The organism is Hydrogenophaga bisanensis, assembly GCF_042665135.1.
In the GTDB taxonomy this organism is placed as follows: Bacteria; Pseudomonadota; Gammaproteobacteria; order Burkholderiales; family Burkholderiaceae_C; genus Hydrogenophaga; species Hydrogenophaga bisanensis.
In genome coordinates, this window is sequence record NZ_JBHTBX010000002.1 from 295070 (window position 1) to 320652 (window position 25583).

General features: G+C 64.9%; 24 protein-coding genes. 15 read left to right on the forward strand and 9 right to left on the reverse strand.

Features of this window, described 5'->3' with window-relative positions:
* Window positions 1–224 precede the first annotated feature (224 nt).
* Window positions 225–1301 carry a bifunctional riboflavin kinase/FAD synthetase gene (locus ACFQNJ_RS04095; RefSeq protein ID WP_382254026.1) on the reverse strand — a complete coding sequence of 359 codons (1077 nt, stop codon included), beginning with the start codon at window positions 1299–1301 and terminating at the stop codon, window positions 225–227.
* A 145-nt stretch (window positions 1302–1446) separates the two neighbouring features.
* On the opposite strand from ACFQNJ_RS04095, the gene ACFQNJ_RS04100 reads away from it, so the two are divergent.
* The 3 genes from ACFQNJ_RS04100 (at window position 1447) to ACFQNJ_RS04110 (ending at window position 4563) form a co-directional block, all read left to right on the forward strand.
* Entirely contained in the window at window positions 1447–2004 is a 558-nt protein-coding gene (locus ACFQNJ_RS04100) for an HNH endonuclease (RefSeq protein WP_382254028.1), read from the forward strand.
* Between the two features lie 77 nt (window positions 2005–2081).
* On the forward strand, window positions 2082–2462 hold the full coding sequence (locus tag ACFQNJ_RS04105) for a response regulator (protein ID WP_382254030.1): 381 nt from the start codon (window positions 2082–2084) through the stop codon (window positions 2460–2462).
* 142 nt (window positions 2463–2604) lie between these two features.
* Window positions 2605–4563, forward strand: coding sequence for a methyl-accepting chemotaxis protein (locus ACFQNJ_RS04110; protein WP_382254033.1), 1959 nt, complete (start codon window positions 2605–2607; stop codon window positions 4561–4563).
* Between the two features lie 49 nt (window positions 4564–4612).
* Here ACFQNJ_RS04110 and ACFQNJ_RS04115 read toward each other — a convergent pair whose 3' ends face one another.
* From ACFQNJ_RS04115 to ACFQNJ_RS04125, 3 genes are all read right to left on the reverse strand, one after another.
* On the reverse strand, window positions 4613–5728 hold the full coding sequence (locus ACFQNJ_RS04115) for an acyl-CoA dehydrogenase family protein (RefSeq protein ID WP_382254036.1): 1116 nt from the start codon (window positions 5726–5728) through the stop codon (window positions 4613–4615).
* Window positions 5729–5742: 14 nt separating this feature from the next.
* Window positions 5743–6924, reverse strand: coding sequence for an acyl-CoA dehydrogenase family protein (locus ACFQNJ_RS04120; protein WP_382254039.1), 1182 nt, complete (start codon window positions 6922–6924; stop codon window positions 5743–5745).
* Between the two features lie 85 nt (window positions 6925–7009).
* Complete coding sequence (locus ACFQNJ_RS04125; RefSeq protein ID WP_382254042.1) at window positions 7010–7672, reverse strand: YceH family protein; 663 nt, start codon at window positions 7670–7672, stop codon at window positions 7010–7012.
* Between the two features lie 15 nt (window positions 7673–7687).
* Between ACFQNJ_RS04125 and purN the strand changes: the two genes are divergently transcribed.
* Window positions 7688–8275, forward strand: coding sequence for a phosphoribosylglycinamide formyltransferase (gene purN / locus ACFQNJ_RS04130; RefSeq protein WP_382254044.1), 588 nt, complete (start codon window positions 7688–7690; stop codon window positions 8273–8275).
* A gap of 2 nt (window positions 8276–8277) precedes the next feature.
* Here the strand turns inward: purN and ACFQNJ_RS04135 are convergent, their stop codons facing one another.
* Window positions 8278–8865: a YqaA family protein gene (locus ACFQNJ_RS04135; protein ID WP_382254047.1), complete on the reverse strand. Its 588-nt coding sequence runs from the start codon at window positions 8863–8865 to the stop codon at window positions 8278–8280.
* Window positions 8866–8880: 15 nt separating this feature from the next.
* Complete coding sequence (locus ACFQNJ_RS04140; protein WP_382254050.1) at window positions 8881–10500, reverse strand: peptide chain release factor 3; 1620 nt, start codon at window positions 10498–10500, stop codon at window positions 8881–8883.
* Between the two features lie 35 nt (window positions 10501–10535).
* Between ACFQNJ_RS04140 and ACFQNJ_RS04145 the strand changes: the two genes are divergently transcribed.
* Together ACFQNJ_RS04145 and ACFQNJ_RS04150 are read left to right on the forward strand one after the other, a co-directional pair.
* The gene (locus ACFQNJ_RS04145; protein WP_382254053.1) at window positions 10536–11804 is read left to right on the forward strand and encodes an RsmB/NOP family class I SAM-dependent RNA methyltransferase; all 1269 of its coding nucleotides are present in this window, start codon (window positions 10536–10538) and stop codon (window positions 11802–11804) included.
* Between the two features lie 193 nt (window positions 11805–11997).
* Window positions 11998–13221 carry a DesA family fatty acid desaturase gene (locus ACFQNJ_RS04150; RefSeq protein ID WP_382254056.1) on the forward strand — a complete coding sequence of 408 codons (1224 nt, stop codon included), beginning with the start codon at window positions 11998–12000 and terminating at the stop codon, window positions 13219–13221.
* Window positions 13222–13333: 112 nt separating this feature from the next.
* On the opposite strand, the gene rpmG is transcribed toward ACFQNJ_RS04150, so the two are convergent.
* The 3 genes from rpmG to trxB all read right to left on the reverse strand — a co-directional run bounded on the left by rpmG (window position 13334) and on the right by trxB (window position 14881).
* Window positions 13334–13504, reverse strand: a complete 171-nt coding sequence (gene rpmG, locus ACFQNJ_RS04155; protein WP_056269543.1) for a 50S ribosomal protein L33 — start codon at window positions 13502–13504, stop codon at window positions 13334–13336.
* 13 nt (window positions 13505–13517) lie between these two features.
* Window positions 13518–13751, reverse strand: a complete 234-nt coding sequence (rpmB, locus tag ACFQNJ_RS04160; RefSeq protein WP_300235070.1) for a 50S ribosomal protein L28 — start codon at window positions 13749–13751, stop codon at window positions 13518–13520.
* Window positions 13752–13939: 188 nt separating this feature from the next.
* Window positions 13940–14881 (reverse strand): thioredoxin-disulfide reductase, encoded by a 942-nt coding sequence (gene trxB, locus ACFQNJ_RS04165; protein WP_374641705.1) that lies wholly within the window; start codon window positions 14879–14881, stop codon window positions 13940–13942.
* A gap of 160 nt (window positions 14882–15041) precedes the next feature.
* Here trxB and ACFQNJ_RS04170 point away from each other — a divergent pair, with 160 nt between their 5' ends.
* The 9 genes from ACFQNJ_RS04170 (at window position 15042) to lysS (ending at window position 25565) form a co-directional block, all read left to right on the forward strand.
* Entirely contained in the window at window positions 15042–15716 is a 675-nt protein-coding gene (locus tag ACFQNJ_RS04170) for a Crp/Fnr family transcriptional regulator (protein ID WP_382254061.1), read from the forward strand.
* 54 nt (window positions 15717–15770) lie between these two features.
* On the forward strand, window positions 15771–18119 hold the full coding sequence (locus ACFQNJ_RS04175; RefSeq protein WP_382254064.1) for a DNA translocase FtsK: 2349 nt from the start codon (window positions 15771–15773) through the stop codon (window positions 18117–18119).
* A gap of 53 nt (window positions 18120–18172) precedes the next feature.
* Window positions 18173–18811, forward strand: coding sequence for an outer membrane lipoprotein periplasmic chaperone LolA (gene lolA / locus ACFQNJ_RS04180; protein WP_374641711.1), 639 nt, complete (start codon window positions 18173–18175; stop codon window positions 18809–18811).
* Window positions 18812–18817: 6 nt separating this feature from the next.
* Window positions 18818–20107 carry a replication-associated recombination protein A gene (locus ACFQNJ_RS04185; protein ID WP_382254066.1) on the forward strand — a complete coding sequence of 430 codons (1290 nt, stop codon included), beginning with the start codon at window positions 18818–18820 and terminating at the stop codon, window positions 20105–20107.
* Window positions 20108–20377: 270 nt separating this feature from the next.
* The gene (locus tag ACFQNJ_RS04190) at window positions 20378–21307 is read left to right on the forward strand and encodes a branched-chain amino acid ABC transporter permease (protein ID WP_374641715.1); all 930 of its coding nucleotides are present in this window, start codon (window positions 20378–20380) and stop codon (window positions 21305–21307) included.
* A 17-nt stretch (window positions 21308–21324) separates the two neighbouring features.
* On the forward strand, window positions 21325–22419 hold the full coding sequence (locus tag ACFQNJ_RS04195) for a branched-chain amino acid ABC transporter permease (protein ID WP_374641717.1): 1095 nt from the start codon (window positions 21325–21327) through the stop codon (window positions 22417–22419).
* A gap of 16 nt (window positions 22420–22435) precedes the next feature.
* Window positions 22436–23206 (forward strand): ABC transporter ATP-binding protein, encoded by a 771-nt coding sequence (locus ACFQNJ_RS04200; RefSeq protein WP_374641719.1) that lies wholly within the window; start codon window positions 22436–22438, stop codon window positions 23204–23206.
* An 18-nt stretch (window positions 23207–23224) separates the two neighbouring features.
* Window positions 23225–23941: an ABC transporter ATP-binding protein gene (locus tag ACFQNJ_RS04205; protein ID WP_374641721.1), complete on the forward strand. Its 717-nt coding sequence runs from the start codon at window positions 23225–23227 to the stop codon at window positions 23939–23941.
* Between the two features lie 76 nt (window positions 23942–24017).
* Entirely contained in the window at window positions 24018–25565 is a 1548-nt protein-coding gene (gene lysS / locus ACFQNJ_RS04210; protein ID WP_382254070.1) for a lysine--tRNA ligase, read from the forward strand.
* Window positions 25566–25583 lie beyond the last annotated feature (18 nt).

Here is a 25583-nt window from a genome sequence, read left to right on the forward strand (position 1 = left end):
CGCGGTAGGCGCCGCCGGAGCTCTCGCCTTTGCCCTCGGAGCGGGCGTTGTCGTTCTTCGGGGCAGCGTGCTTGTCAGCCATGGTGGGTTCGGCTTTCTGGGAAATCGGATCGCGGGCCGGTCAGTGGGCAGCGGGGCTGCCTCAAGGGCAGGGCGTGTCGCCCCGGGCCTGTGACAGGGCGCGCCACCGTCGGGTCGGACCATTGACCGACCCCCTGGCAGCGTTAAATTCGGTCGCGGGTGGTCTGGCGACGCGTCTGGGCGTGCAGCGACGCGAAGTAGGCACGAGCATCATCGCAGTCCTTGGCAATGCCCCGGGTGAGGGCGGCCAGGCTGTCGTACTTGAGCTCGTCGTGCAGTTTGTGCAGCAGTTCCACCCGGATGATTTTACCGTAGGCCTCCCCTCCGGGCAGCGACGCCGACAGGTCAGCCGGCCAGTCCAGGCAATGGGTTTCCAGCAGGACGCGACCGCCGTTGACGTCGTTCGGGTCCAGCGAGGGCCTGACACCCAGGTTGGCCACGCCCGCAATCGGTGCCGCCGCAGGGTCGGGGTGGAGCCCGTGCACCTGCACGGCAAAAATCCCGCTGGCGGCCGGCTTCCAGTGCGAAAAGCGCAGGTTCAGGGTGCGAAAACCGTCACCGGCACCGGGCGTCGATTCGGCCAGCTGCCGGCCCAGCTTGCGGCCATGCACCACGTGTCCACTGATGCTGTAGGGGCGACCGAGCAAGGCGGCCACCCGCTCCATGTCACCAGCGGCCAGCGCATCCCGCACGGCCGAGCTGCTGACCCGGATGCCGTGCACCTCATAGCTTTGCATGCGGGCCACATCGAAGCCCAAGCGTTCGCCAGCGGCGTCCAGCATCGCGTAGTCGCCGGTGCGCCGGACCCCGAAGCGGAAATCGTCACCGACCAGCACGTACTTCACCCCGAGCGCATCCACCAGGATGTCGTCGATGAAGGATTCCGGGGGCTGGGAAGCCAGGCGCTCGTTGAAGGGCAGCACCACGCACTGGTCCACACCGCAGCGGGCCAGTTCCTCCAGCTTGTCGCGCAGGGTGGCGATGCGCGCCGGCGCCAGCTCCGGCTTGCGGTGCACCGCAGCAAAGTAGTCGCGCGGATGCGGCTCGAAGGTCATGACGCAGGACGGCACGCCGCGGTGGCGGGCTTCGTTCTGCAGCAAGGCCAACATCGCCTGGTGGCCGCGGTGGACGCCGTCGAAATTGCCAATGGTCAGCGCACAGCCCTGAGACGGACGGGATGCCCGTGCGCTGCCCAGGGACAGGCCGCGAAAGATCTTCATGGTGTTCGGATGTGCGCAGCGCAGCGTCGGGATGCCCGCTGTCGCTGGATATTCATGGAATCTTGCTATATTGACACACAAGACGAGGCCCTGTCCTTGGGGGCGGGGCGCATCCGGTGACTTGTTTCGACGAAGGAGCCTGGTCTTGAAGGTCTTGAAGCTCTCCGCACAGGGGCTGCCGCAATCGTGGATCAGCCTGGAAGAAGCCGTGCTGCACTACGCTGCGGACGATGTCCGCTGGGAGGTCGGTGCCGAGATCGCGGTGTTTCACGGGGGCCACAACGCCATCACCGGCCGGCAGTCCGTCATCACCGTCAACTCCATCATCGGCACCAAGGGTGTGCCTGGCATCAACCCCTTCGACCTGCGGCCCTCGCTGACCAACAGCAAGCTCTTTGCGCGCGACCGGAACCTGTGTGCCTACTGCGGGCAGCATTTTGGTGAAGACCACCTGACGCGCGAGCACATCGTCCCGCTGGCCCAGAGCGGACGGGATCACTGGATGAACGTGGTGACCGCCTGCAAGGCCTGCAACCACCGCAAGGGCAACCGCACGCCCGAACAGGCCCGCATGGGTCTGCTGTACGCCCCGTATGTGCCGAGCCTCTGGGAAGACTTCATCCTGCGCAACCGGCGCATCCTGGCCGACCAGATGGAGTTCCTGATGGCCCATCTGCCGCGCAGCTCTCGCTTGCACGCCTGAGCGTCAAGCCGCTGCTTGGCGGCGTTTTTCCCGCTTTTCCCGCGATTGGCATGATTGGCCCGGCTTAGGATCGGGGCATGACTGCTTCGCGTGCCTTGCGGGTCCTGGTGGCCGATGACGATCCGATCCAGCTTCGGCTGGCGGCCCGGTTGCTGCGCTCGCTCGGGCACAGCGGTGCGTTGGCCAGCAATGGTCGCATTGCGCTGGACCTGCTGGACAAGCAGACCTTTGACCTGCTGCTGCTCGACCTTCAGATGCCCGTGCTGGGTGGTCTGGAGACGCTGGCGGCCCTGAAGTCCCGCCGCGAAAGGGGCGCATCCACGGTGCCCGTCGTGCTGGTCAGCGGGGACGATCTCAGTCACAACTGGTCGTTCTACCGCGACGCTGGCGCCCAGGCTCACCTGGTCAAGCCGCTCGACATCGGTTCTCTGGGCGAGCTGCTCAAGCGCTGGGGCTGAGGGCTGAGTGATGTGCCGTCACTTTCTTCCTCAAGTCGTTGGCAGCACATCCGATATGCATACAACGGCTTTACACCCATCCGCGTCAAGACAATCGGCCGCCACCACGACGCGATCCCGCTTCCATGCATAGGGGTTTCCAATGCGCAAGAACCTGCCGGTCACGCAGAATGCGTATGACTTTCCTTCTGACCAGACCCTGATCTCGGTCACCGACCTCAAGGGGCGGATCACCTACTGCAACGCCAATTTCGTCTCGGTCAGCGGATACACGCGCGAGGAGCTGATGGGGCAACCCCACAACCTGGTGCGCCATCCGGACATGCCGGAAGAAGCCTTCCGCGACATGTGGGAGACCATCGAGAGCGGGTTGCCCTGGACAGCGCTGGTCAAGAACCGCCGCAAGAACGGCGATCACTACTGGGTGCGGGCCAACGCCACGCCGGTGCGCAGCGGCGACCGCATCGTGGGTTATCTGTCCGTGCGCAGCAAGCCCGGCGCCGAGGAGGTGGCGGCAACCGAAACACTGTACGCCACCATGCGTGCCGAAGCGGAAGCGGGGCGCCTGGTGCACAGGCTGCACCGGGGAGAACTGGTTCGCGCCGGCTGGTTGGGCAAGCTGGGCCGAGCCCTCCGACCGGGCATCCGCGGGCAGCTGGTGCTCATCAGTGCCTGGGCTGCGCTGGGACCGGTGGTCAGTGCGCAGTTCGATGCCCCTCACACCGTGACCGCGCTGGTGGGGCTGCTGACGGTTGCGTCGGGTTCATGGCTGGCCAATCACCTGACGCTCAAGCCGCTTCGGGGGGTGGTCGAGACCGCCAACAAGGTGGCCAGCGGCGACCTGACCAGCCTGGTCACGGTCGATGGTCGGGACGAGATCCGTCAACTGCAGCTGGCCCTGGCCCAGCTGGTGGTGTCGGTGCGCACCGTGGTGCGCGACGTGCGTCACGAGGTGGCCAACCTCCGTGGCGCCACGCATGAAATCGCGGCGGGCAACCAGGACATGTCGGCCCGCACCGAGTCGCAGGCCGCCAACCTCGAACAGACGGCTTCCTCCATGGAGGAAATCAACGGCACCACCCAGCAGACCACCCAGCTGGCCCGCGACGGCGCCCATGCTGCCCGGGACACCTCCGGCGTGGCGCGTCGCAGTCACGAGGCGGTGCTGGCCGTGGCACAGACGATGCAGGAGATCTCCGATTCCTCGCGCCGGATCGGCGACATCATCCAGGTGATCGAGGGTGTGGCCTTCCAGACCAATATCCTGGCCCTGAACGCGGCGGTCGAAGCGGCCCGTGCCGGCGAGCAGGGGCGGGGGTTTGCCGTGGTGGCGTCCGAGGTTCGGGCCCTGGCGCAGCGCACCACCGCAGCGGCCAAGGAGATCCGGCAGCTGATCGAGGAATCCCGCGAGCGCGTCGAAAACGGCACCCAGCGGACCGCCGAGGCGCGCACCCGCATGGACGAGGCCATGGGGTCGGTCGAGCGCGTGGCGCATGTGCTGGAAGACATCAGTCACGCCACGACGGAGCAGTCCACCGGGGTATCCAAGATCAGCACCGCACTGGTGGACATGGATGCCATCACGCAGCAGAACGCCGCCATGGTGGAAGAGCTGGCGGCGGCTGCCCACTCGCTCAACCACCAGGTCCAGCAGGTGCACGATTCGATTCGCGTGTTCCGCCTGACCGACAAAGACATTACCCTCGCCGAGGCCGATGCGGTGGCCATGCGCAAGGAATCCAAGGGCGCCGGCGGTGGCGAGGTCGACACCGCCAGCGTGCTGCAGGAGCATCAGCAGTACACCGTCGACCTGCGCAACGCGGTCATGCGCAAGCTCAAGCTCGAGGTGGATCGCTTCAGCCGTCCGGACTGCTGCCAGCTGGGCGCATGGATGTCGGGCGCGGGCGGTCAGCGGTATGGACACCAGCCCGCGTTTCGCGAACTGACCCGCCATCACCAGGCGGTTCACGCAGAGGCCGGCCGCGTGGCCGAGGTCATCAACCAGCAGCGCTACGCCGATGCGCAGGCCATGCTGGAAGCCGGATCGATCCAGCAGGCCACCCGTGCCATGACCGGCGTGTTCAAGAGCCTGACGGAGTAAGCGGAGAAACCGCAAGGTGCCCGCTGGGGCACCCTGCGACCGACCGGTGTCAGGCGAAGACGCCCGCCGTGTCTTCCATGCGGTCAGACACCTCACCCAGGTGGTGCAAGGTGTCGCCGTAGGTCATTTCCAGCTGGGTCAGCTTCTTGAAGTAGTGGCTGACGATGTACTCGTCGGTCACACCGATGCCGCCGTGCAGCTGCACCGCCTGCTGGCCCACGAAGCGCATGCTCTGGCCCAGCTGCACCTTGGCCCGTGCCAGGGCTCGCCGGCGTTCGTCGGCGGACGCATTGAGTTTGAGGCTGGCGTAATAGCTCATGGAGCGGGCCAGCTCCAGCTGCATCTTCATGTCGGCCATGCGGTGGCGCAGCGCCTGGAAGCTGGCAATCGGCACACCGAACTGCTTGCGGGTGTTCAGGTACTCGGCTGTCACGGCCACCGTCTTGTCCATCACACCCACCGCTTCGGCACAGACGCAGGCGATACCGATGTCCACCGCGTGTTCCAGAGCCGCCTGGCCGTTGGTGGTGATCAGGGTGGCCGGGGTCTGCGCCAGGGTGATGTCGGCCGCACGGCTGCCATCCTGCGTGCCATAGCCACGGGAAGTCACGCCACTGGCGCCACGCTCGACCATGAACAAGGCTAGCTGGCCGTTGGCCATGGCCGGTACCACGAAGGTGTCGGCCTGGTCACCGGCCGGCACCACGTTCTTGGTGCCGCTGAGCTGCCAGCCACCACCGGCCTGGGTCGCGGCGGTCTTGCAGGCATCAAGCCGGTAGCGTGCGCCACGCTCCTGGTGCGCCAGCACCACCAGCGCCTCGCCGGCCGCGATTTTCGGCAGCCAGGAGGTCTTGACGTCGGCGCCGCCGTAGGCACCGATCACGCCGCTGGTGATCAGCGTCTGGCCGAAGGGCTCCAGCACGATGCCGCGTCCCAGTTCTTCCATCACCACCATGCCTTCGACCGGACCCATGCCCAGACCGCCGTCGGCCTCGCTCACATACAGGCCGGGCAGGCCAAGTTCGGCCAGCTCGCCGTAGGCGCCACGGTCAAACCCACCCGCCTTCACGATGGCGCGCCGGCGCTCGAAGTCGTAGCCCTTGTCCACCCACTTGCGCACCGCATCGCGCAACTGTTCCTGGTCTTCGCTGAAATCGAAATCCATGTCTGTGTCTCCTCTCAGCCCAGAACGGTTTGGGCGACGATGTTGCGCTGCACTTCGTTGGAACCGCCGTAAATGGTGGTCTTGCGCATGTTGAAGTAGGTCGATGCCAGCGGCGCATTGGCCACCACGCCGCCGGGGAAGTTGCCCTGCCAGCCGGCTTCCATGGCTTCCTCGATGAAGGGCACGCTGAACGGGCCGGCCGCCAGCATCATCAGTTCCGTATAGCGCTGCTGGATCTCGCTGCCCTTGATCTTGAGCAGGCCGGCAATGTCCAGCGAGTTCTTGCCCGATTTTTCGGCCGACAGCACGCGCAACACCAGCATTTCCAGCGCCACGATGTCGACTTCCAGCAAGGCGATCTGGTCCCGGAAGCGCAGATCGTCCCACACGCCCTCGGCCTTGGCGATGCGCTTGAGCCGTTCCAGCTCGCGCTTGGCGCGGTTGACGTCGGCGATGTTGGTGCGCTCGTGCGCCAGCAGGTGCTTGGCGTAGGTCCAGCCTTTGTTCTCTTCGCCGATCAGGTTTTCGGCGGGCACCTTGACGTTGTCGAACCAGACTTCATTGACCTCGTATTCGCCGTCGAGCAGCTTGATCGGCCGCACCGTGACGCCGGGCGACTTCATGTCGATCAGCAGAAAGCTGATGCCGGTCTGGGGTTTGCCTTCGGTGCTGGTGCGCACCAGGCAGAAGATCCATTCGCCGTACTGGCCCAACGTGGTCCAGGTCTTCTGGCCATTGACGATGTAGTGGTCGCCCTGCCGCTCGGCGCGGGTCTTGAGCGAGGCCAGGTCGGAGCCCGAGCCCGGTTCGCTGTAGCCCTGGCTCCACCACACTTCACCACTGGCGATGCCGGGCAGGAAGCGCTGCTGCTGCTCCGGGTTGCCGAAGGCCATGATCACCGGGGCGACCATCACCGGCCCGAAAGGCACGATGCGCGGCGCGCCCGCCAGGGCGCATTCCTCTTCAAAGAGGTGCTTCTGCACCGCGTTCCAGCCCGGACCGCCGAACTGCCTGGGCCAGCCATAGCCCAGCCAGCCCTTCTTGCCCAGGATCTTCGCCCAGCGCTGCATGTCGTCGCGGCTCAGGCGCAGCGCGTTGTGCACCTTGTGGCTGATGTCGGCGGGTAGGTTGTCCCTGACCCAGGTTCGGATTTCCTCCCGGAAAGCCTGTTCTTCGGGCGTGAATGCCAGATCCATGTGTGTCTCCGTGTGTGGCAACAAACGACGGGCCTGCAGAGCAGACCACCCGAACAGTTTGGCACGACCGTTCGATTTTCCCCTGTCAGGGCTGCGACAGACCCAGCTGTTCGCTGAGGTTTTGCAGCAGGCGTTCCAGTTCGTCGACCCGTGCCTCCAGGGCCTGCAGGCGTTCCTCCGGCACGGCGGCGGCTGGGCGGGGCGGCGCTTCGGCGGGGATGGACATGTCCACCGGTCCTCCCAGCAGGTGGGCCCAGCGCTGCTCTCTGGCACCCGGCGCCCGGGGGAGCTTGGCCACCAGTGGCCCCCCTTTTTCCTCGGCGCGGTCCTGCAGTTCTTCCAGGAAGGCTTCGACCGAGGCAATGTCCAGGAATTTGTACCAGCGATCGGCGTTGATGCGCAGTTCACCAGCGGTCTGTGGGCCCCGCAACATCAGCAGGCCCAGCAGGACGGCCGACTGCTCCGGCACACCGACCCCCCGCTGGAAGTTGTGTTCGTAGCGGGTCACGCGCGAGCCGCTGGACTCGACCACCAGACTGAGTTCCCGCAGACCATCGATGGCTTCGCTGATCTCCGCCTCGCTCAGGTTCATCACCGGATCGCGGCTGGACTTCTGGTTGCAGCCCGTCTGCAGGCTGTTGAGCGTCAGCGGGTAACTGTCGGGTACCGTGCGGGCTTTCTCCATCAGGGTGGCCAGCACGCGGGCTTCGGCGGGGCTCAGGGGGCGGGATGTGAAAGAGTGGTTCATTACACTTGCGGGCTTATGTCTTCGGCTAACAACATTGTCATCCTGATTTCTGGCAGCGGCTCCAACATGGCGGCCATTGTCGAGGCGGCCCAGTCCCGCCACTGGTCAACCCGGTATGGTGCCCGGGTGGCCGCCGTGATCAGCAACCGGGCCGATGCGGCGGGGCTGGTGTTTGCGCGCGAACGGCGGATCGACACGGCGGTGCTCGACCACAAGGCACACGCCTCGCGCGAGGCCTTCGATGCCGCCCTGATGGCCGAGATCGACCGCCACCGCCCGGCCCTGGTGGTGCTGGCTGGCTTCATGCGCATCCTGACGCCCGGGTTTGTCCAGCACTATGAAGGCAGGCTCATCAACATCCATCCCAGCCTGCTGCCCGCTTTCCCGGGACTGAACACCCATCAGCGGGCCATCGATGCTGGCTGCCGATTCGCAGGCTGCACGGTGCACCGGGTGACGGCCGAACTCGATCATGGGGAATACCTGGACCAGGCGGTGGTGCCCATCCTGCCGGGCGATACGGCTCAGGTGCTGGCCGCCCGGGTGCTCTCCCAGGAGCATCTGATCTATCCCCGGGCGGTCGAGCGCCTGATTGCCCGCTGATCTCAGCCCTTTAAGGCGAGGTAGGCGGCAGCGCCCAGCGCGACCAGGGCCACCGTGGCCCATCCCAGGCGATCGATGTGCTGGCGAAGTTGCGCTTCCATGCGGGCACCGCCCCAGCGCATCAGGCCTGCCACCAGGAAGAACCGCGCGCCGCGACCGACCACCGATGCGAGGGTGAAGGGCAGCAGGGCCATGGACAGGGCGCCGGCGGCGATCGTGAACACCTTGTATGGAATCGGCGAGAAGCCGGCGATGAACACCGCCACCACACCCCATTCGTCGAACCACTGGGTGGCGGTCTGGTAGGCGCCCCAGTAACGGCTGGTCTGCAGCCAGGGCTCGATGGCGTCGAAAGCCAGCAGCCCGATGAAGTAGCCAAAGACACCGCCAGCCACCGAGGCCAGCGTCGTGATCCAGGCATAGAGCCAGGCCTTCTCCGGCCGGGCCAATGCCATTGGCGCCAGCATCACGTCGGGCGGGATGGGAAAGAACGACGATTCCGCGAAGCTCATGCCGCCCAGATACCAGGGCGCATGGCGGTGGCGGGCCCATTGCATGGCGCGTTCGTACAGGGGCGCAAACAGCTTCATGTCGGTGAATTCTGATCAGACGCCTTTGTGGAAGACCAGGCCGGCGTGCTCGCGCATCGCGTGGAACTTGATCTTGGGCCAGTTGGCCTCGACCGCCCGCAGGGTGGCCATGTGGTCCAGCAGCACGGTGGGCGCATCCACGGCGTCCAGCGCCACGCGGTGGGCGTTGGCGTCCATGAAGCGCTTGAGCTCCTGCTCGCCGCCATCCTCGGGCGCGCAGGTCACCCAGCGCGCCACGTTGTAGCTGCTGCCCATGATGCGTGCCTTGACGCCGTACTCGTGCTCCAGCCGGTGGGCGACGACCTCGAACTGCAGCTGGCCGACGGCGCCCAGCAGCAGCACCGTGCCGGCGATGGGGCGGAACACCTGGATCGCGCCTTCTTCGCCCAGCTGGGTCAGGCCGGCGCGCAGCTGCTTGGTCTTGAGCGGGTCGGCCACTTCCACGCTTCGGATGATTTCCGGCGCAAAGAAGGGCAGGCCGGTGAACTGCAGCGCTTCGCCTTCGGTCAGGGTGTCGCCCAGCTGCAGCACGCCGTGGTTCGGGATGCCGATGATGTCGCCGGCAAAGGCCTCGTCCAGCAGTTCGCGGCGCTGAGACAGGAAACTCACCACCGTGTTGGGGCGCAGTTCCTTGCCGCTGCGCACCACTTTCAGGCGCATGCCGCGCTCGAAGTGGCCGCTGGCGCAGCGCACGAAGGCGATGCGGTCGCGGTGCGCCGGGTCCATGTTGGCCTGGATCTTGAACACCACGCCACTGAACTTGGGTTCGGTCGGCTCCACCGTGCGCTGGATCGCGGCCTTCGCGCCCGGTGACGGGGCCAGGTCGACCAGCGCGTCCAGCACCTCGCGCACGCCAAAGTTGTTGACGGCCGAGCCGAACAGCATCGGCGTCTGCGTACCGTTCAGGAACGCGTCCTTGTCGAAGGCTGGGGAAGCGCCTTCGACCAGTTCCAGTTCGTCCTTGGCTGCCGTCCACTCCATGCCGAAGCGGCGGGCGCTCTCGGGGTTGTCCAGGCCGGCCAGCACTTCTTCGTCGCCGCCGCGGCGGTCTTCACCGGCGGCGAACACGCGCATCTGGTCCTCGCGGCGGTCGTACACCCCGCGGAAGGTCTTGCCCATGCCCACCGGCCAGGTGAAGGGAACCACGGTCATGCCCAGCTCGCGCTCGATCTCGTCCATCAGGTCCAGCGGGGCCTTGACCTCGCGGTCCATCTTGTTGACGAAGGTGAGAATGGGCGTATTGCGAGCGCGGCAGACCTGCAGCAGGCGCCGGGTTTGCGGCTCCACACCGTTGCCGGCGTCGATCACCATCAGCGCGGCGTCCACCGCGGTGAGCACGCGGTAGGTGTCTTCCGAGAAGTCCTGGTGGCCCGGGGTGTCCAGCAGGTTGATGACGCAGTCGCGGTACTCCATCTGCATGACGGACGACGCCACGGAAATGCCGCGCTGCTTTTCGATCTCCATCCAGTCGGACGTCGCGTGGCGTGCGGCCTTGCGCGCCTTGACCGAGCCGGCGATGTTGATGGCGCCCGAGAAGAGCAGCAGCTTCTCGGTCAGCGTGGTCTTACCCGCGTCGGGGTGCGAAATGATGGCGAAGGTGCGGCGGCGGCGCACCTGTTGGGCGATGTCGGACATAACCTTTGATTATCGCCGGTGGGACAATACGGCCCATGCATCCCAAAGCCCTCCTCGACGAATCGACCCGTCTCATTGAAAAAGTCTTCAAGTTCGACCACCCGGCCGACGCCGTGGTCGCGCGCCATTTCCGCGAGAACAAGGCCCTGGGGCCCCGCGAACGCGCCACGCTGTCGGACACGGTCTATGCGGTGCTGCGCGAGCGCCTCAAGCTGGAATGGCTGGCACGCTCGGGCACCGGGTCCAAGTGGCGCCGACTCGCCATCCTGGGTTTTCCGGGCGACCGCGACTTTCTCAAGAGTGCGCTGACCGATCCGGAAAAGACCTGGCTGGATGCCTGCGCGCGGGTGACCGACGGCGATTTTCTGGCGCCGCACCGCCACAACTTGCCGGAATGGCTGGCGCAGGCGCTGCGCGATCAGGTGGGCAAGGAGTTCGATGCACTGGCGACCAGTCTGAATCAGCCGGCTCCGCTCGACCTGCGTGTCAACACGCTCAAGATGAAACGCGACGCCGCGGTGACCGAGCTCAAGGCAGCGGGGCTGGCCGCGCAGGCAACACCTTTTTCACCCTGGGGCGTGCGCCTGCAGGACAAGGCCAACCTGGGCAAGCTGCCCCTGTTCATCAATGGCGGGATCGAGGTGCAGGACGAGGGTTCCCAGTTGCTGGCCTTGCTGATGGACGCCAAGCGGGGCGAGATGGTGGCTGATTTCTGTGCCGGTGCGGGCGGCAAAACCCTGGCCATCGGGGCGTCCATGCGCAACAGTGGCCGGCTCTACGCTTTCGACACCTCGGCGCACCGCCTCGACGCCATCAAGCCTCGGCTGGCGCGCAGCGGCCTGTCCAATGTTCATCCCGTGGCCATCGCCCATGAGCGGGACGAGCGGGTCAAGCGCCTGGCCGGCAAGATGGACCGGGTGCTGGTGGATGCGCCCTGCTCGGGTTTGGGAACCTTGCGCCGCAGCCCGGATCTCAAATGGCGTCAGACGCCCGAGACCGTGGCAGCCCAGGCCGAGTTGCAGGGGCGCATCCTGGCCAGCGCCGCGCGCCTGGTCAAGCCCGGAGGGCGGCTGGTCTACGCCACCTGCAGTCTGTTGCCCCAGGAGAACGAGGCGGTCGCCGGGGCTTTCACCCGAGAGCACCCGGATTTTGAGGTGCTGCCGGTCTCAGCCCTGTTGGCCGCCGCTCATGTGGTCGACAGCGACCAATTGGTGGCCGGTGAGGGCGGATGTTTCCTTCGCCTGTGGCCGCATCGCCATGCGACCGACGGATTTTTTGCCGCGGTCTGGACGAAGAAGCCTTGAATTGCCGGCAAAACACCCGAACTGTTGGAAAAGTTGCCGGCATTTGACGCATTCTTGGCGGTGGTTGCCGTTTGGTGTTTTGGGACTACTCACTTAAAATTGATGAACTGACATGAGTCAGTGCATGCCTTGCCGGTCGGGCCTTGTGGCCGGCACGTCGCCTCCGTCGTTGGGCGATTCTGCTAGGAACTGAATGAACATTTTCGAGAACGTGTGGTCCACCGGGTGGGATGCCCTGGTCCATTTCGTACAGCACGGCCTGACCGGTGCCAGCTGGTGGCAAATCGTCCTCGTGACGCTGGTGCTCACCCACATCACCATCGCCAGCGTCACCATCTACCTGCACCGCCATTCGGCGCACCGCGCGCTGGATCTGCATCCGATTCCTGCCCACTTCTTCCGGTTCTGGCTCTGGATGACCACCGGCATGGTCACCAAGCAGTGGACAGCCATCCACCGCAAGCACCACGCCAAGTGCGAGCGCGAGGAAGATCCTCACAGCCCCCAGATCTATGGCATCAAGAAGGTGTTCTGGGAGGGGGCTGAGTTGTACCGTGCCGAGGCCAAGAACGCCGAGACCATGGCCCGCTATGGTCACGGCACGCCCGACGACTGGATCGAACGCAACCTCTACACCAAGCATTCGGCGCTGGGGGTCAGTCTGATGCTGATCATCAACGTCGCGCTGTTCGGTGCCCTGGGCCTGACGGTCTGGGCGGTGCAGATGATCTGGATTCCGCTGTGGGCCGCCGGTGTCATCAACGGGATCGGCCACTACTGGGGTTACCGCAATTTCGAGGCGGTCGACGCCAGCACCAACGTCTCCCCCTGGGGCATCATCGTCGGTGGTGAGGAACTGCACAACAACCACCACACCTACCCCACCTCGGCCAAGTTCTCGGTCAAGCCCTACGAGTTCGACATCGGCTGGATGTACATCCGTGGCCTGCAGGCCCTGGGTCTGGCGCATCCCAAGAAGGTGCCGCCCCGCCTGGCTTTCGGTGACGTCAAGCCGGTGGCTGACGAGAAGACGCTCGAAGCGATCATTGCCAACCGCTATGAGGTGATGGCCGGCTATGCCGCCGAGCTGCGCGCGGCCTGCCAGCGCGAACTCCAGGGTGTGAAGTCCCGCAGTGCCGACGTCGCTCTCGTGAAGGCGGCCCAGCGCTGGTTGCACCGCGATGACGACAAGGTGCCCGCCAACGTCAAGCCGCAGCTGGCCCAGGTGCTGGCCCAGAGCCCGGTGCTGGACAAGATGGTGACCATGCGCGAGGAACTGCGCGCCCTGTGGTCCAGCACCAACGCCACCCGTGAGCAACTGGCCGCCGACCTGCAGGCCTGGTGCCGCCGCGCGGAAGAGAGCGGCATCGCCGCCTTGCGCGACTTCTCCATCAAGCTGCGTTCGGCGCACGCCTGATCTGGATCTGCGCCGCTTCGGCGGCGCGGCGTGCCTCTCGGAAGAAATCTTCGAGAGGCAACAAAAAACCCGCTGTTTTCACAGCGGGTTTTTTTGTGGGTCTCAGGCCGAATTACTTCAGCTTGATTTCCTTGTAGTCCACGTGCTTGCGAGCCTTCGGATCAAATTTCTTGATCAGCATCTTCTCGGGCGTGGTCTTCTTGTTCTTGGTGGTGGTGTAGAAGTGGCCGGTTCCAGCGGTGGATTCCAGCTTGATCTTCTCGCGTGCGCCTTTGGTTGCCATGGTGCCTTACTCCTTATGCCTGGCCGCGTGCGCGCAGGTCGGCGAGCACGGCATCGATGCCCTTCTTGTCGATCAGGCGCAGGGCAGCACCCGAGACGCGCAGACGAACCCAGCGGTTCTCGCTCTCGACCCAGAAACGGCGGTATTGCAGGTTCGGCAGGAACCGGCGCTTGGTTTTGTTGTTGGCGTGGGAAACGTTGTTCCCGACCATGGGCTTCTTGCCCGTGACGTCGCAGACGCGTGCCATGAGGACACTCCGATCTCATCAAACGGCCGCCACCCGAGCGGTGGGGGCCTCACCTCGCCATAAGGGTGGCGGTAACCCATTTCCTGTCTGATCTGGCCAAGCCGGATTCAGCAAAGCCTTGCATTATAGGTTGCTCGGCAAAGCAAGCGCCAGTCTCACCCGACCGACGGCTTCGTGTGCGGGGCAGATCAGGCGTTTTCGAGGTATCGCTGGGCGTCCAAAGCGGCCATGCACCCGGTACCGGCGCTGGTGATGGCCTGGCGATAGATGTGGTCCTGGACGTCGCCGGCGGCAAAGACACCGGGCACGCTGGTCATGGTGGCCATGCCATTGAGACCCGATTTTGTGACGATGTAGCCGTCCTTCATCTCCAGCTGGTCCTTGAAGATGTCGGTGTTGGGGCTGTGTCCGATGGCGATGAAGCAGCCCTTGACCGCCAGATCCTCCAGGGCGCCGGACTGCACGTTCCTGAGGCGGACGCCGGTCACACCGGAAGCATCACCCAGCACCTCATCCAGCACGCTGTGCAGCTTGAGTTCGATCTTGCCCTCGCGCACTTTCTCCATCAGCTTGTCGATCATGATCGCCTCGGCCTTGAAGGTGTCGCGGCGGTGGATCAGGGTGACCTTGCTGGCGATGTTCGACAGGTACAGGGCCTCCTCGACCGCCGTGTTGCCGCCGCCGACCACGGCCACTTCCTGTCCGCGGTAGAAGAAACCGTCACAGGTGGCGCAGCCGCTGACGCCTTTGCCCATGAAAGCCTGCTCGGAGGGCAGACCCAGGTACTTGGCCGAGGCCCCGGTGGCAATGATCAGGGCATCGCAGCTGTATTCGCCGCTGTCGCCCTTGAGCACGAAGGGCCGCACAGAAAAGTCGACCGTGTGGATGTGGTCGAACACGATCTCGGTGTTGAACCGCTCGGCGTGCTGCTGGAAGCGCTGCATCAGGTCCGGTCCCTGCACGCCATGGACGTCGGCGGGCCAGTTGTCCACCTCGGTGGTGGTCATGAGCTGACCGCCCTGGGCGATGCCGGTGATCAGCACCGGGTTGAGGTTGGCCCGGGCAGCATAGACAGCGGCGGTGTAGCCAGCGGGGCCGGAACCAAGAATCAGGACTTTGCAGTGTTTCATGAGGAAGGTCCCGGGTTTGTCGGCCGGGCGATTGGTATACATTTGGCAGTACACGCGGACGGCAGCGGCATGGAGGCAATGCCTGCCCCGAACCGGTGAGGTTCGAGGGGCATTTTACGAAGCTGGGCCGTCGCGGGACATGACAACAAGGAATACACGCATGGCCATCCTGTCCAATCTCGAGCTGATCCGACGCGTTCCCCTGTTTTCCACGCTGACCCAGGCCCAGGCCGAATCGGTGTCAGAGGCGGTGGTCAAGCGACGCTACAAGCGGGGCGAAGAGATTGTCGAGCAGGGCAAGAAGTCCAACTTCCTGGCCATCGTGCTCACCGGTCGTGCCCGGGTCATCACCCAGGACAGCCGGGGGCGCGAGGTGATTCTCGCTACCATGAACCCGGGCGATTACGTCGGTGAGATGAGCCTGATCGACAACCAGCCCCATTCGGCCACCGTGCGGGCCGAGGTGCAGACCGATGTGCTGATTCTGGGGCGCGCCGAATTTGCCCGCTGCCTGCCCGAAAACACCTCCATGGCCTATGCGGTGATGAAGGGCCTGGTGCAACGCCTGCGTCAGGCCGACCGCAAGATCGAGTCGCTGGCCCTGATGGATGTGTATGGCCGCGTGGCCCGGGCGCTCCTGGAGTTTGCGCAGCCCGACAAGGACGGGCAACTGGTGATCCGCGAACGGGTCTCGCGTCAGGATGTGGCCAAGATGATCGGCGCTTCCCGGGAGATGGTCAGCCGGGTCATGAAGGATCTGGAGGACCGCGGCTTCATCGAGTCGGCCGACGACGGCAGCACCATCATCAAGGAGCGGCTCAATTCCCTGGGTTGAGGCGATCCTGGTTTTTCCATGGGGTAAGCTCGCATCCGGATCGTTGCGAGCGACATGACCTATTCACTGAACACACTCAATGCCGACCGGGCCGCGCAAGGGCCCTCGGGTCTGGCACGCTTTGCCCAGGAGATTGGCTTGGTGCTGGGCGCCGCCGGCTTGCTGTTTGCTTTGGTGGCACTGCTGACCCATTCACCGTCCGATAGCGCCTGGAGCACCTCGGGCACCAGTGCGGCCATTCACAACTGGGGCGGCCAGGCGGGCGCCTGGCTCTCTGATGGCGCCTATTTCCTTTTTGGTTTCTCCTGCTGGTGGTTGGTCTTCGCCGGGGTTCGGGCCTGGCTGTCGACGCTGGCGCGCTGGCTTCGGGGCCAGCAGGATCTTCCGCCCGCGCCGGGTGAGTCGGACGAGTCGGTCGCCTGGTGGCGCTGGCGGGGGCGGCTGGGGTTCTGGGTGGCGCTGGTTCTTCTGATGGTGGCCAGCTGCGTGCTGGAGTGGACGCGCCTGCACCGGCTCGATGGCCTGTTGCCCGATGACGCGGGCGGCGCCCTGGGGCATGCCCTGGGGCCTCTGACCATGCGCTGGCTGGGTTTCACCGGCTCGGCCCTGGTTCTGCTGGCCCTGCTGGTGCTGGCGCTGCCGCGGGTGTTCGCCTTTTCCTGGGGGCACTGGTCCGAGGCCCTGGGCAGCCGCCTGGAAGGCTGGTTCGAATCGCGCCGTGAAAAGCGCGAGGCGGATGAGGACCTGCGCATCGGCGAGCAGGCGGCACGCGAGCGCGAAGTCGTCGTGGCGGTGGAGCGCGAGGAGATCGAGGAGCATCACCCGACCCCCGTGTTCATCGAACCGGCGGTCGTCGAGGTACCCAAAAGCGAACGGGTGGCCAAGGAGCGCCAGAAGCCGCTGTTCACCGAACTGCCGGACAGCAAGCTGCCCCAGGTGGACCTGCTGGACAGCGCGCCGGCGCAGCAACAGGGTGTGGACGCCCAGACGCTGGAGATGACCAGCCGCCTCATCGAGAAGAAACTCAAGGACTTCGGCGTCGAGGTCCGCGTGGTGGCGGCGGCGCCGGGCCCGGTGATCACGCGCTACGAAATCGAGCCGGCCACGGGGGTGAAGGGCTCGCAGATCGTCAACCTGAGCCGCGATCTGGCGCGTTCGCTGTCGCTGGTGTCCATCCGTGTGATCGAGACCATCCCGGGCAAGAACCTGATGGCGCTGGAACTGCCCAACGCCAAGCGACAGACCATCAAGCTCAGCGAGATCCTCGGTTCACAGGTCTACAACGACGCCAAGAGCCTGTTGACCATGGGCCTGGGCAAGGACATCGCCGGCCTGCCGGTGGTCGCTGACCTGGCCAAGATGCCGCACTGCCTGGTGGCTGGTACCACCGGTTCGGGCAAGTCGGTGGGCATCAACGCCATGATCCTGTCGCTGCTCTACAAGGCCGACGCCAAGGACGTGCGCCTGCTGCTGATCGACCCGAAGATGCTGGAACTCAGCGTCTACGAAGGCATTCCGCACCTGCTGTGCCCGGTGGTGACCGACATGAAGCAGGCGGCCAATGGCCTGAACTGGTGCGTGGCCGAGATGGAAAAGCGCTACAAGCTCATGAGCAAGATGGGTGTGCGCAACCTGGCGGGCTTCAATGCCAAGATCGACGAGGCCAAGGCGCGCGGCGAGCACATTGGCAACCCCTTCAGCCTCACGCCCGAGCAGCCCGAGCCGCTGGAGCGGCTGCCGCACATCGTGGTGGTGATCGACGAGCTGGCCGACCTGATGATGGTGGTGGGCAAGAAGATCGAAGAGCTGATCGCCCGCCTGGCGCAGAAGGCCCGCGCCGCCGGCATCCACCTGATCCTGGCCACGCAGCGCCCCAGCGTGGACGTGATCACCGGTCTGATCAAGGCCAACATCCCGACCCGCATTTCCTTCCAGGTCAGCAGCAAGATCGACAGCCGGACCATCCTGGACCAGATGGGTGCCGAGAGCCTGCTGGGCATGGGCGACATGCTCTACATGCCCTCGGGCACCGGTTTCCCGATCCGCGTGCACGGCGCCTTCGTCAGCGACGACGAGGTGCACCGCGTGGCCTCGTACCTGAAAGAACAGTACGGCGAGCCCAACTACATCGATGGCGTGCTGGAATCGGCGGCGGGCGATGGTGAGGGCGGAGATCTGCTGGGCGAAGGTGGTGAGGGTGGTGAAAAAGACCCGCTGTACGACCAGGCGGTGGCCATCGTGCTGCAGGACCGAAAGGCCAGCATCTCGTATGTGCAGCGCAAGCTCAAGATCGGTTACAACCGCGCCGCCCGCCTGCTGGAAGACATGGAGAATGCAGGACTGGTCAGCGCATTGACCTCCAGCGGCCAGCGCGACATCCTGGTGGCACCGCGAGGGGATTGAACCCGGCTCGCAGATCTCCGGAAACTCCCGGACCACAGGAGGGTCCCAGTTCCATGAAAACATCCTTGCTCACGGCCCTGGCGGCCACTTTTCTGATGGGCTCGGCGTACGCCGACGGTTTGCAGGACCTGGAGCGTTTCCTGCGTGAGGTCACCGGTGGCAGCGCGTCGTTCACCCAGGTGGTGACCTCACCCAAACGTGAGGGCGACACCCGGGCGCGCACCAAGACCTCCAGCGGCCGCTTCGACTTCCAGCGGCCCAACCGCTTCCGCTTTGACTACACCAAGCCCTTCGAGCAGACCATCGTGGCCGATGGTCAGACGCTCTGGCTGCACGATGTGGATCTCAACCAGGTGACGGCCCGCAAACAGCAGGATGTGCTGGGCAGCACGCCGGCAGCCCTCATTGCCGCGGGCACCGACCTCAAGTCGCTGCAGGGTGTTTTCGAGCTGGCTGCGCAGCCGGATCGCGACGGCCTGTCGTGGGTGGAGGCCAGGCCGCGCGAGAAGGACGGCCAGCTGCAGCGGGTGCGGGTGGGGTTTCGCGCCGGTCAACTGGCGGTGCTGGAGATCGCCGACAGCCTGGGCCAGCAGTCGGTGCTGACTTTCACCCAATGGCAGGCAGGTGCGGCCCTGCCGGCGGAACGTTTCCGGTTCAGCCCGCCGGCGGGTGCCGACGTGATCCGCCCCTGACCCCTCATGGCGACGGGCACGCATGTTCCGCTGGCTGAACGGCTGCGACCGCGCAGCCTCGGCGAGGTCATCGGGCAGCAGCACTTGCTGGGTGAAGGCATGGCCTTGCGCCTGGCCTTCGAGTCCGGGCAACCTCACAGCTGCATTCTCTGGGGGCCGCCGGGGGTGGGCAAGACGACCATTGCCCGGTTGATGGCCGATGCGTTCGACGCCCAGTTCATCACCATCAGTGCGGTGCTGGGCGGGGTCAAGGACATCCGCGAAGCCGTGGAACGCGCCGAGGCCGCGCGGGACGGGCTGCATGCGCAGCGCACCATCGTGTTTGTGGACGAGGTCCACCGGTTCAACAAGAGCCAGCAGGACGCCTTTCTGCCCCATGTGGAGAGCGGGCTGTTCACCTTCATCGGTGCCACCACCGAGAATCCCTCGTTCGAGGTCAATTCGGCCCTGCTGTCGCGGGCGGCGGTCTATGTGCTCCAGCCCCTGGGTGAGGAGGATCTGCGTCAGCTGGTGAACCGGGCGCAGGGCATCGGTGCCGTGCCCGTGATCGAGAAGGCCGCCGAGGATCGGCTGGTGGCGTATGCCGATGGGGATGCCCGGCGTCTGCTCAACACGCTGGAGACGCTGGCCGTGGCGGCGGCGCGGGAGAAGCTGGCCGAGGTGACCGATGCCTGGCTGCTGCGCGTCCTGGGTGAACGCATGCGCCGCTACGACAAGGGCGGCGAGCAGTTCTACGACACCATCAGCGCCCTGCACAAGAGCGTGAGGGGATCGGATCCGGATGCGTCCCTGTACTGGTTCGCGCGCATGCTCGACGGCGGTGCCGATCCCCGCTACCTGGCCCGGCGCTTGATCCGCATGGCGGCCGAGGACATCGGCCTGGCCGATCCGCGGGCCTTGCGTCTGGCGCTCGATGCCGCCGAGGTGTACGAGCGGCTGGGCTCGCCCGAAGGGGAGCTGGCCCTGGCCGAATGTGTGGTCTACCTGGCCGTGGCCCCCAAGTCCAATGCGGTCTACAAGGCGTTCAACGAAGCCAAGGCCTTCGTCAAGAAAGATGGCAGCCGCCCGGTGCCCATGCATCTGCGCAATGCGCCCACGAAGCTCATGAAGGATCTGGATTACGGGAAAGGCTATCGCTACGCGCACGACGAGGCCGGTGGCTTCGCTGCCGGCGAACGATATCTGCCCGAAGGCATGCCTGACCCGGATTTTTACCGGCCTGTGGACCGAGGGCTGGAAATTCGTATTGGCGAGAAGCTCCGGGAGCTGTGTGCGCTGAACAATAAGAAAGTCTAATGAAATCTCTGTACTGTTGATGCAGGGCTGATGCTGCCGCCGAAACGAGGGTAAACCCGTGCGGCATAAGGGCTTGCACGCATCGGAAGGCGATTAACCCTTCGCTACAATGCCGCCACCAACCCGCAGACCGCCCTGTAAACAGGTCGAGCCTGGCGGGTTTTTTGCTAGGTTGAAGCGGGTAAGAACACGGGACTCCTCGCCCTACCCGGGCGCGGGATCGGATCTCCCGGTCGGTGTCCCGGCCTGTCACAAACACGGAGTAACTTCATGGACGTCTTGCTGCAGCAGATCATCAATGGTCTGGTCCTGGGCAGTATGTATGCGCTGGTGGCCCTCGGGTACACCATGGTGTACGGCATCATCGGACTCATCAACTTCGCGCACGGCGACGTGCTCATGGTCGGCGCGCTGACCAGCTGGACCATCATCCGCCTGATGATGGAAGCGTCCATCGGCTTGCCGGGCTGGATGATCCTGCTCATGGCCACCGCGATTGCGATGGTGGTGTGCGCGGCGCTGAACTTCACGATCGAGAAACTGGCCTACCGGCCCTTGCGCAACTCGCCGCGCCTGGCCCCGCTGATCACCGCCATCGGCATGTCCTTGCTGCTGCAGACATTGGCGATGATCATCTGGGCACCCAACCCCAAGTCCTATCCGTCGATGCTCTCGCGCGAGCCGATCCAGCTGGGCGGCGCGGTGATCTCGGTGACCCAGATCACCATCCTGGCGGTGACCGCGATCACGCTGGCGCTCCTGATGTGGCTGGTGAACAAGACCAACCTGGGACGCGCCATGCGTGCCACCGCCGAGAACCCGCGCGTGGCCGCCCTGATGGGCATCCGCCCCGACGTGGTGATTTCCGCGACCTTCATCATCGGCGCCATGCTGGCGGCCATCGCCGGCGTGATGTGGGCCTCGAACTACGGCACCGTGCAACACGCCATGGGTTTCATGCCCGGTCTCAAGGCCTTTGTCGCTGCCGTCATGGGCGGTATCGGCAACCTGGCCGGTGCCGTGGTCGGGGGCATCGCGCTGGGGCTGATCGAAGCCCTGGGGGCTGGTTATCTGGGTGCCCTGACGGGCGGCTTCCTGGGCAGCCAGTACGTCGACATCTTCGCGTTCATCGTGCTGGCCCTGGTGCTGACCCTGCGTCCGTCCGGCCTGCTGGGTGAGCGTGTGGCCGATCGCGCCTGATACCGGAGGACACCATCATGATGAACTCGAAATCCGGAAAAATCGTCACCTTCATCATTGCGGGCATTGCCCTCATGGTGCTGCCTCTGCTGCTGCAGGCCACCGGCAGCAACTCCTGGGTCCGCATCGTTGACATCGCCCTGCTGTATGTGCTGCTGGCCTTGGGCCTGAACATCGTGGTCGGCTACGCCGGCCTGCTGGACCTGGGTTACATCGCCTTCTTTGCCGTCGGCGCGTACCTGTACGGCCTGCTGGCCTCACCCCATCTGGCGGACACCTTCCCGGCCATCAAGGCCATGTTCCCTGATGGTCTGCATGTCAACATCTGGATCGTGATGATCGTGGCGGCGGTGCTTGCCGGCATCGTCGGCATGATCCTGGGCGCGCCCACGCTCAAGCTGCGCGGCGACTACCTGGCCATCATCACCCTGGGCTTCGGCGAAATCATCCGCATCTTCCTGCTGAACCTGGACCGCCCGGTCAACATCACCAACGGTCCCAAGGGCATCAGCCAGATCGACCCGCTGACGGTCTTCGGCTTCAACATGGGGCAGCGGCACACGCTGAGCATCGGCGACTGGAGCTTCACCTTCCAGCCGGTCACGCTGTATTACTACCTGTTCCTGTTCTTCGTGATCCTGACGGTGATCATTTCCTACCGCATCCAGGACTCGCGCATCGGCCGTGCCTGGATGGCCATCCGCGAAGACGAGATCGCCGCCAAGGCCATGGGCCTGAACACCCGCAACCTCAAGCTGCTGGCCTTCGGCATGGGTGCCACCTTCGGTGGCATGTCCGGGGTGCTGTTCGCGTCGTTCCAGCGCTTTGTCTCGCCCGAGTCCTTCTCGCTGATGGAGTCGGTGATGGTCGTGGCGATGGTGGTGCTCGGTGGCATCGGTCATATCCCTGGCGTGATTCTGGGCGCCCTGATGCTGGCCGGCCTGCCGGAGTTGCTGCGTCATCTGCCCGACCTGTCGCACATGACCGATGGCCGCCTGGGCCCCGAGATCCTGCGCCAGCTGCTGATCGCGCTGGCCATGGTGGTGATCATGCTGATCCGTCCGAAGGGGCTGTGGCCTTCTCCGGAACACGGCAAATCCCTGGCGAAGTGAGCGAAAGGACACCATCATGAGCGAGACCATTCTCAAAGTGGCGAACGTGTCCAAGCGCTTTGGCGGCCTGCAGGCCCTGAGCGATGTGGGCATCGAGATCAAGCGTGGCCAGGTCTATGGCCTGATCGGCCCCAACGGCGCCGGCAAGACCACGTTCTTCAACGTGCTGACGGGCCTGTACACCCCCGACAGCGGCAGCTTCGAGCTGGCGGGCAAGCCATACACCCCCACGGCGGTGCATGAGGTGGCCAAGGCCGGCATCGCGCGCACCTTCCAGAATATCCGTCTGTTTCCTGAGATGACGGCCCTGGAAAATGTGATGGTGGGGCGCCATGTGCGCACCACTTCGGGGCTGGTGGGCGCCATCCTGCGCACCGGGTCGTTCAAAAAGGAAGAGGCAGCCATCCAGGCCCGCGCCATGGAGTTGCTGGAATATGTGGGCATCGCCAAGTTCGCCGACTACAAGTCGCGCACGCTGAGCTATGGTGACCAGCGACGTCTGGAAATTGCCCGTGCGCTGGCCACGGACCCGCAACTGATTGCGCTGGACGAACCGGCCGCCGGCATGAACGCGACCGAGAAGGTCCAGCTGCGCGAACTGATTGACCAGATCCGCAAGGACAACCGGACCATCCTGCTGATCGAGCACGACGTCAAGCTGGTGATGGGTCTGTGTGACCGTGTGACCGTGCTGGACTACGGCAAGCAGCTGTCTTCGGGTACGCCCGCCGAAGTGCAGAAGGACCCCAAGGTGATCGAGGCTTACCTCGGCACCGGCGGCCACTGATCGAGGATGGACAAGAACATGGCAAACACACTCCTGAAAGTTTCGGGCCTGAAGGTGTCTTACGGTGGCATCAAGGCCGTCAAGGGCATCGACATGGAGGTCCGCGAGGGTGAACTGATCACCCTGATCGGCTCCAACGGCGCCGGCAAGACCACCACCATGAAGGCCATCACCGGCTCGCTGGGGGCCGAAGGCGGCAGCATCGAGTACCTGGGCCAGAACATCAAGGGCCAGGGTGCCTGGGATCTGGTCAAGCAGGGTCTGGCGATGGTGCCGGAAGGACGCGGCATCTTCACCCGCATGACGATCACCGAGAACCTCCTGATGGGTTCGTACATCCGCTCGGACAAGGCTGGCATCCAGGCCGACATCGAGCGCATGTTCGGTATCTTCCCGCGCCTGAAGGAACGCAAGGACCAGCTGGCGGGCACCATGTCCGGTGGCGAGCAGCAGATGCTGGCCATGGCCCGTGCCCTGATGAGCCAGCCCAAGGTGCTGCTGCTCGACGAGCCGTCCATGGGCCTGTCACCCATCATGGTGGACAAGATCTTCGAGGTGGTGCGCGACGTGTCCGCCCAGGGCGTGACCATCGTGCTGGTGGAGCAGAACGCCCAGCGCGCGCTGCAGATCGCCGACCGCGGTTACGTGATGGATTCGGGTCTGATCACCATGACGGGCCCCGGCAAGGATCTGCTGACCGATCCCAAGGTCCGCGAGGCCTACCTGGGTCACTGACCGGACCGGTTCCGCCGGAAATTACAATGACGGGTTGCGCCTGCCTGGCGCAACCCGTTTTTTCATGCCTTCCACCATGACCACCGAACACGCCCACGCCGCCCCTGCCACCGACGACAACCAGCTGATTGCGGAGCGTCGCGAAAAACTCAAGGCCTTGCGCGAGGCCCAGCAGCGCGGTGAAGGCGTGGCCTTTCCGAACGACTTCAAGCCCGCCAACAAGGCAGAAGAGCTCTTCTCGCTCTATGGCGAGATGACCAAGGAGCAGCTGGAAGCCGAGCCGGTGCGCGCCAGCGTGGCGGGCCGGATGATGCTCAAGCGCGTGATGGGCAAGGCGTGCTTTGCGACCCTGCAGGACGCTTCCTTCGGCCCCACGGCCGGGCGCATCCAGATCTACCTGAACAAGGACAGCGTGGGCGAGGCGACGCTGGAAGCTTTCAAGCACTGGGACCTGGGTGACATCATTGCCGCCGAGGGGGTGCTGATGCGCACCCGCACCGGCGAACTGACGATTCATGCCGATCACCTCCGGCTGATCACCAAGAGCCTTCGTCCGCTGCCCGACAAGTTCCACGGCATCCAGGACCAGGAGGTCAAGTACCGGCAGCGCTACGTGGACCTGATGACGGACGAGGAAACCCGCCAGCGCTTCATGGCCCGCAGCCGGGGTCTGTCCAGCATCCGCGAGTTCATGGTCGCGCACGGCTTCCTGGAGGTGGAGACGCCGATGCTGCATCCCATCCCGGGCGGCGCCAACGCCAAGCCGTTTGAAACCCACCATAACGCGCTGGACCAGCAGATGTTTCTGCGCATCGCGCCCGAGCTGTACCTCAAGCGCCTGCTGGTGGGCGGCTTCGACCGCGTGTTCGAGATCAACCGCAATTTCCGCAACGAAGGCATCAGCGTCCGGCACAACCCGGAGTTCACGATGATGGAGTTCTATGCGGCCTACTGGAACTACCAGGACCTGATGGGCTTTACCGAGCAGCTGATCCGCCATGCGGTGCGGACGGTTCGTGGCGACCAGCCCTTGAGCTACCAGGGCCAGCCGGTGGACATCGACAGTCCGTTCGAGCGCCTGACCATCCGCGAGGCGATCCTCAAGCACACGGCTGCAGGCGCCCATGTGGACGACGCCGCCTGGCTGCGTCAGGCCCTGCTCAAGCTGGGCCTGACCGAAGAAAAGGACAAGCTCTCCAGCCGCTCGCTGGCTGGCTTGCAGGTGCTGTATTTCGAGGAACTGGTCGAGGAAAAGCTGTGGCAGCCCACCTTCATCATGGAGCACCCGACCGAGATCTCTCCGCTGGCGCGCGCCAATGATCAGCGACCTGAAGTGACCGAGCGCTTTGAGCTGTACATCACCGGTCGCGAGTTCGGCAATGGTTTCTCCGAGCTCAATGACGCCGAGGACCAGGCCGCGCGTTTCCATGCCCAGGTGGCCAACAAGGACGCTGGTGATGACGAGGCGATGTTCTACGACGCCGACTACATCCGGGCGCTGGAATACGGCATGCCGCCCGCCGGTGGCTGCGGCATTGGCATCGATCGCCTGATGATGCTGCTGACCGACAGCGCCAGCATCCGCGACATCATCCTGTTCCCGGCCCTGCGTCGAGAGGCCTGATTCTGCCGGTGGTGGCCC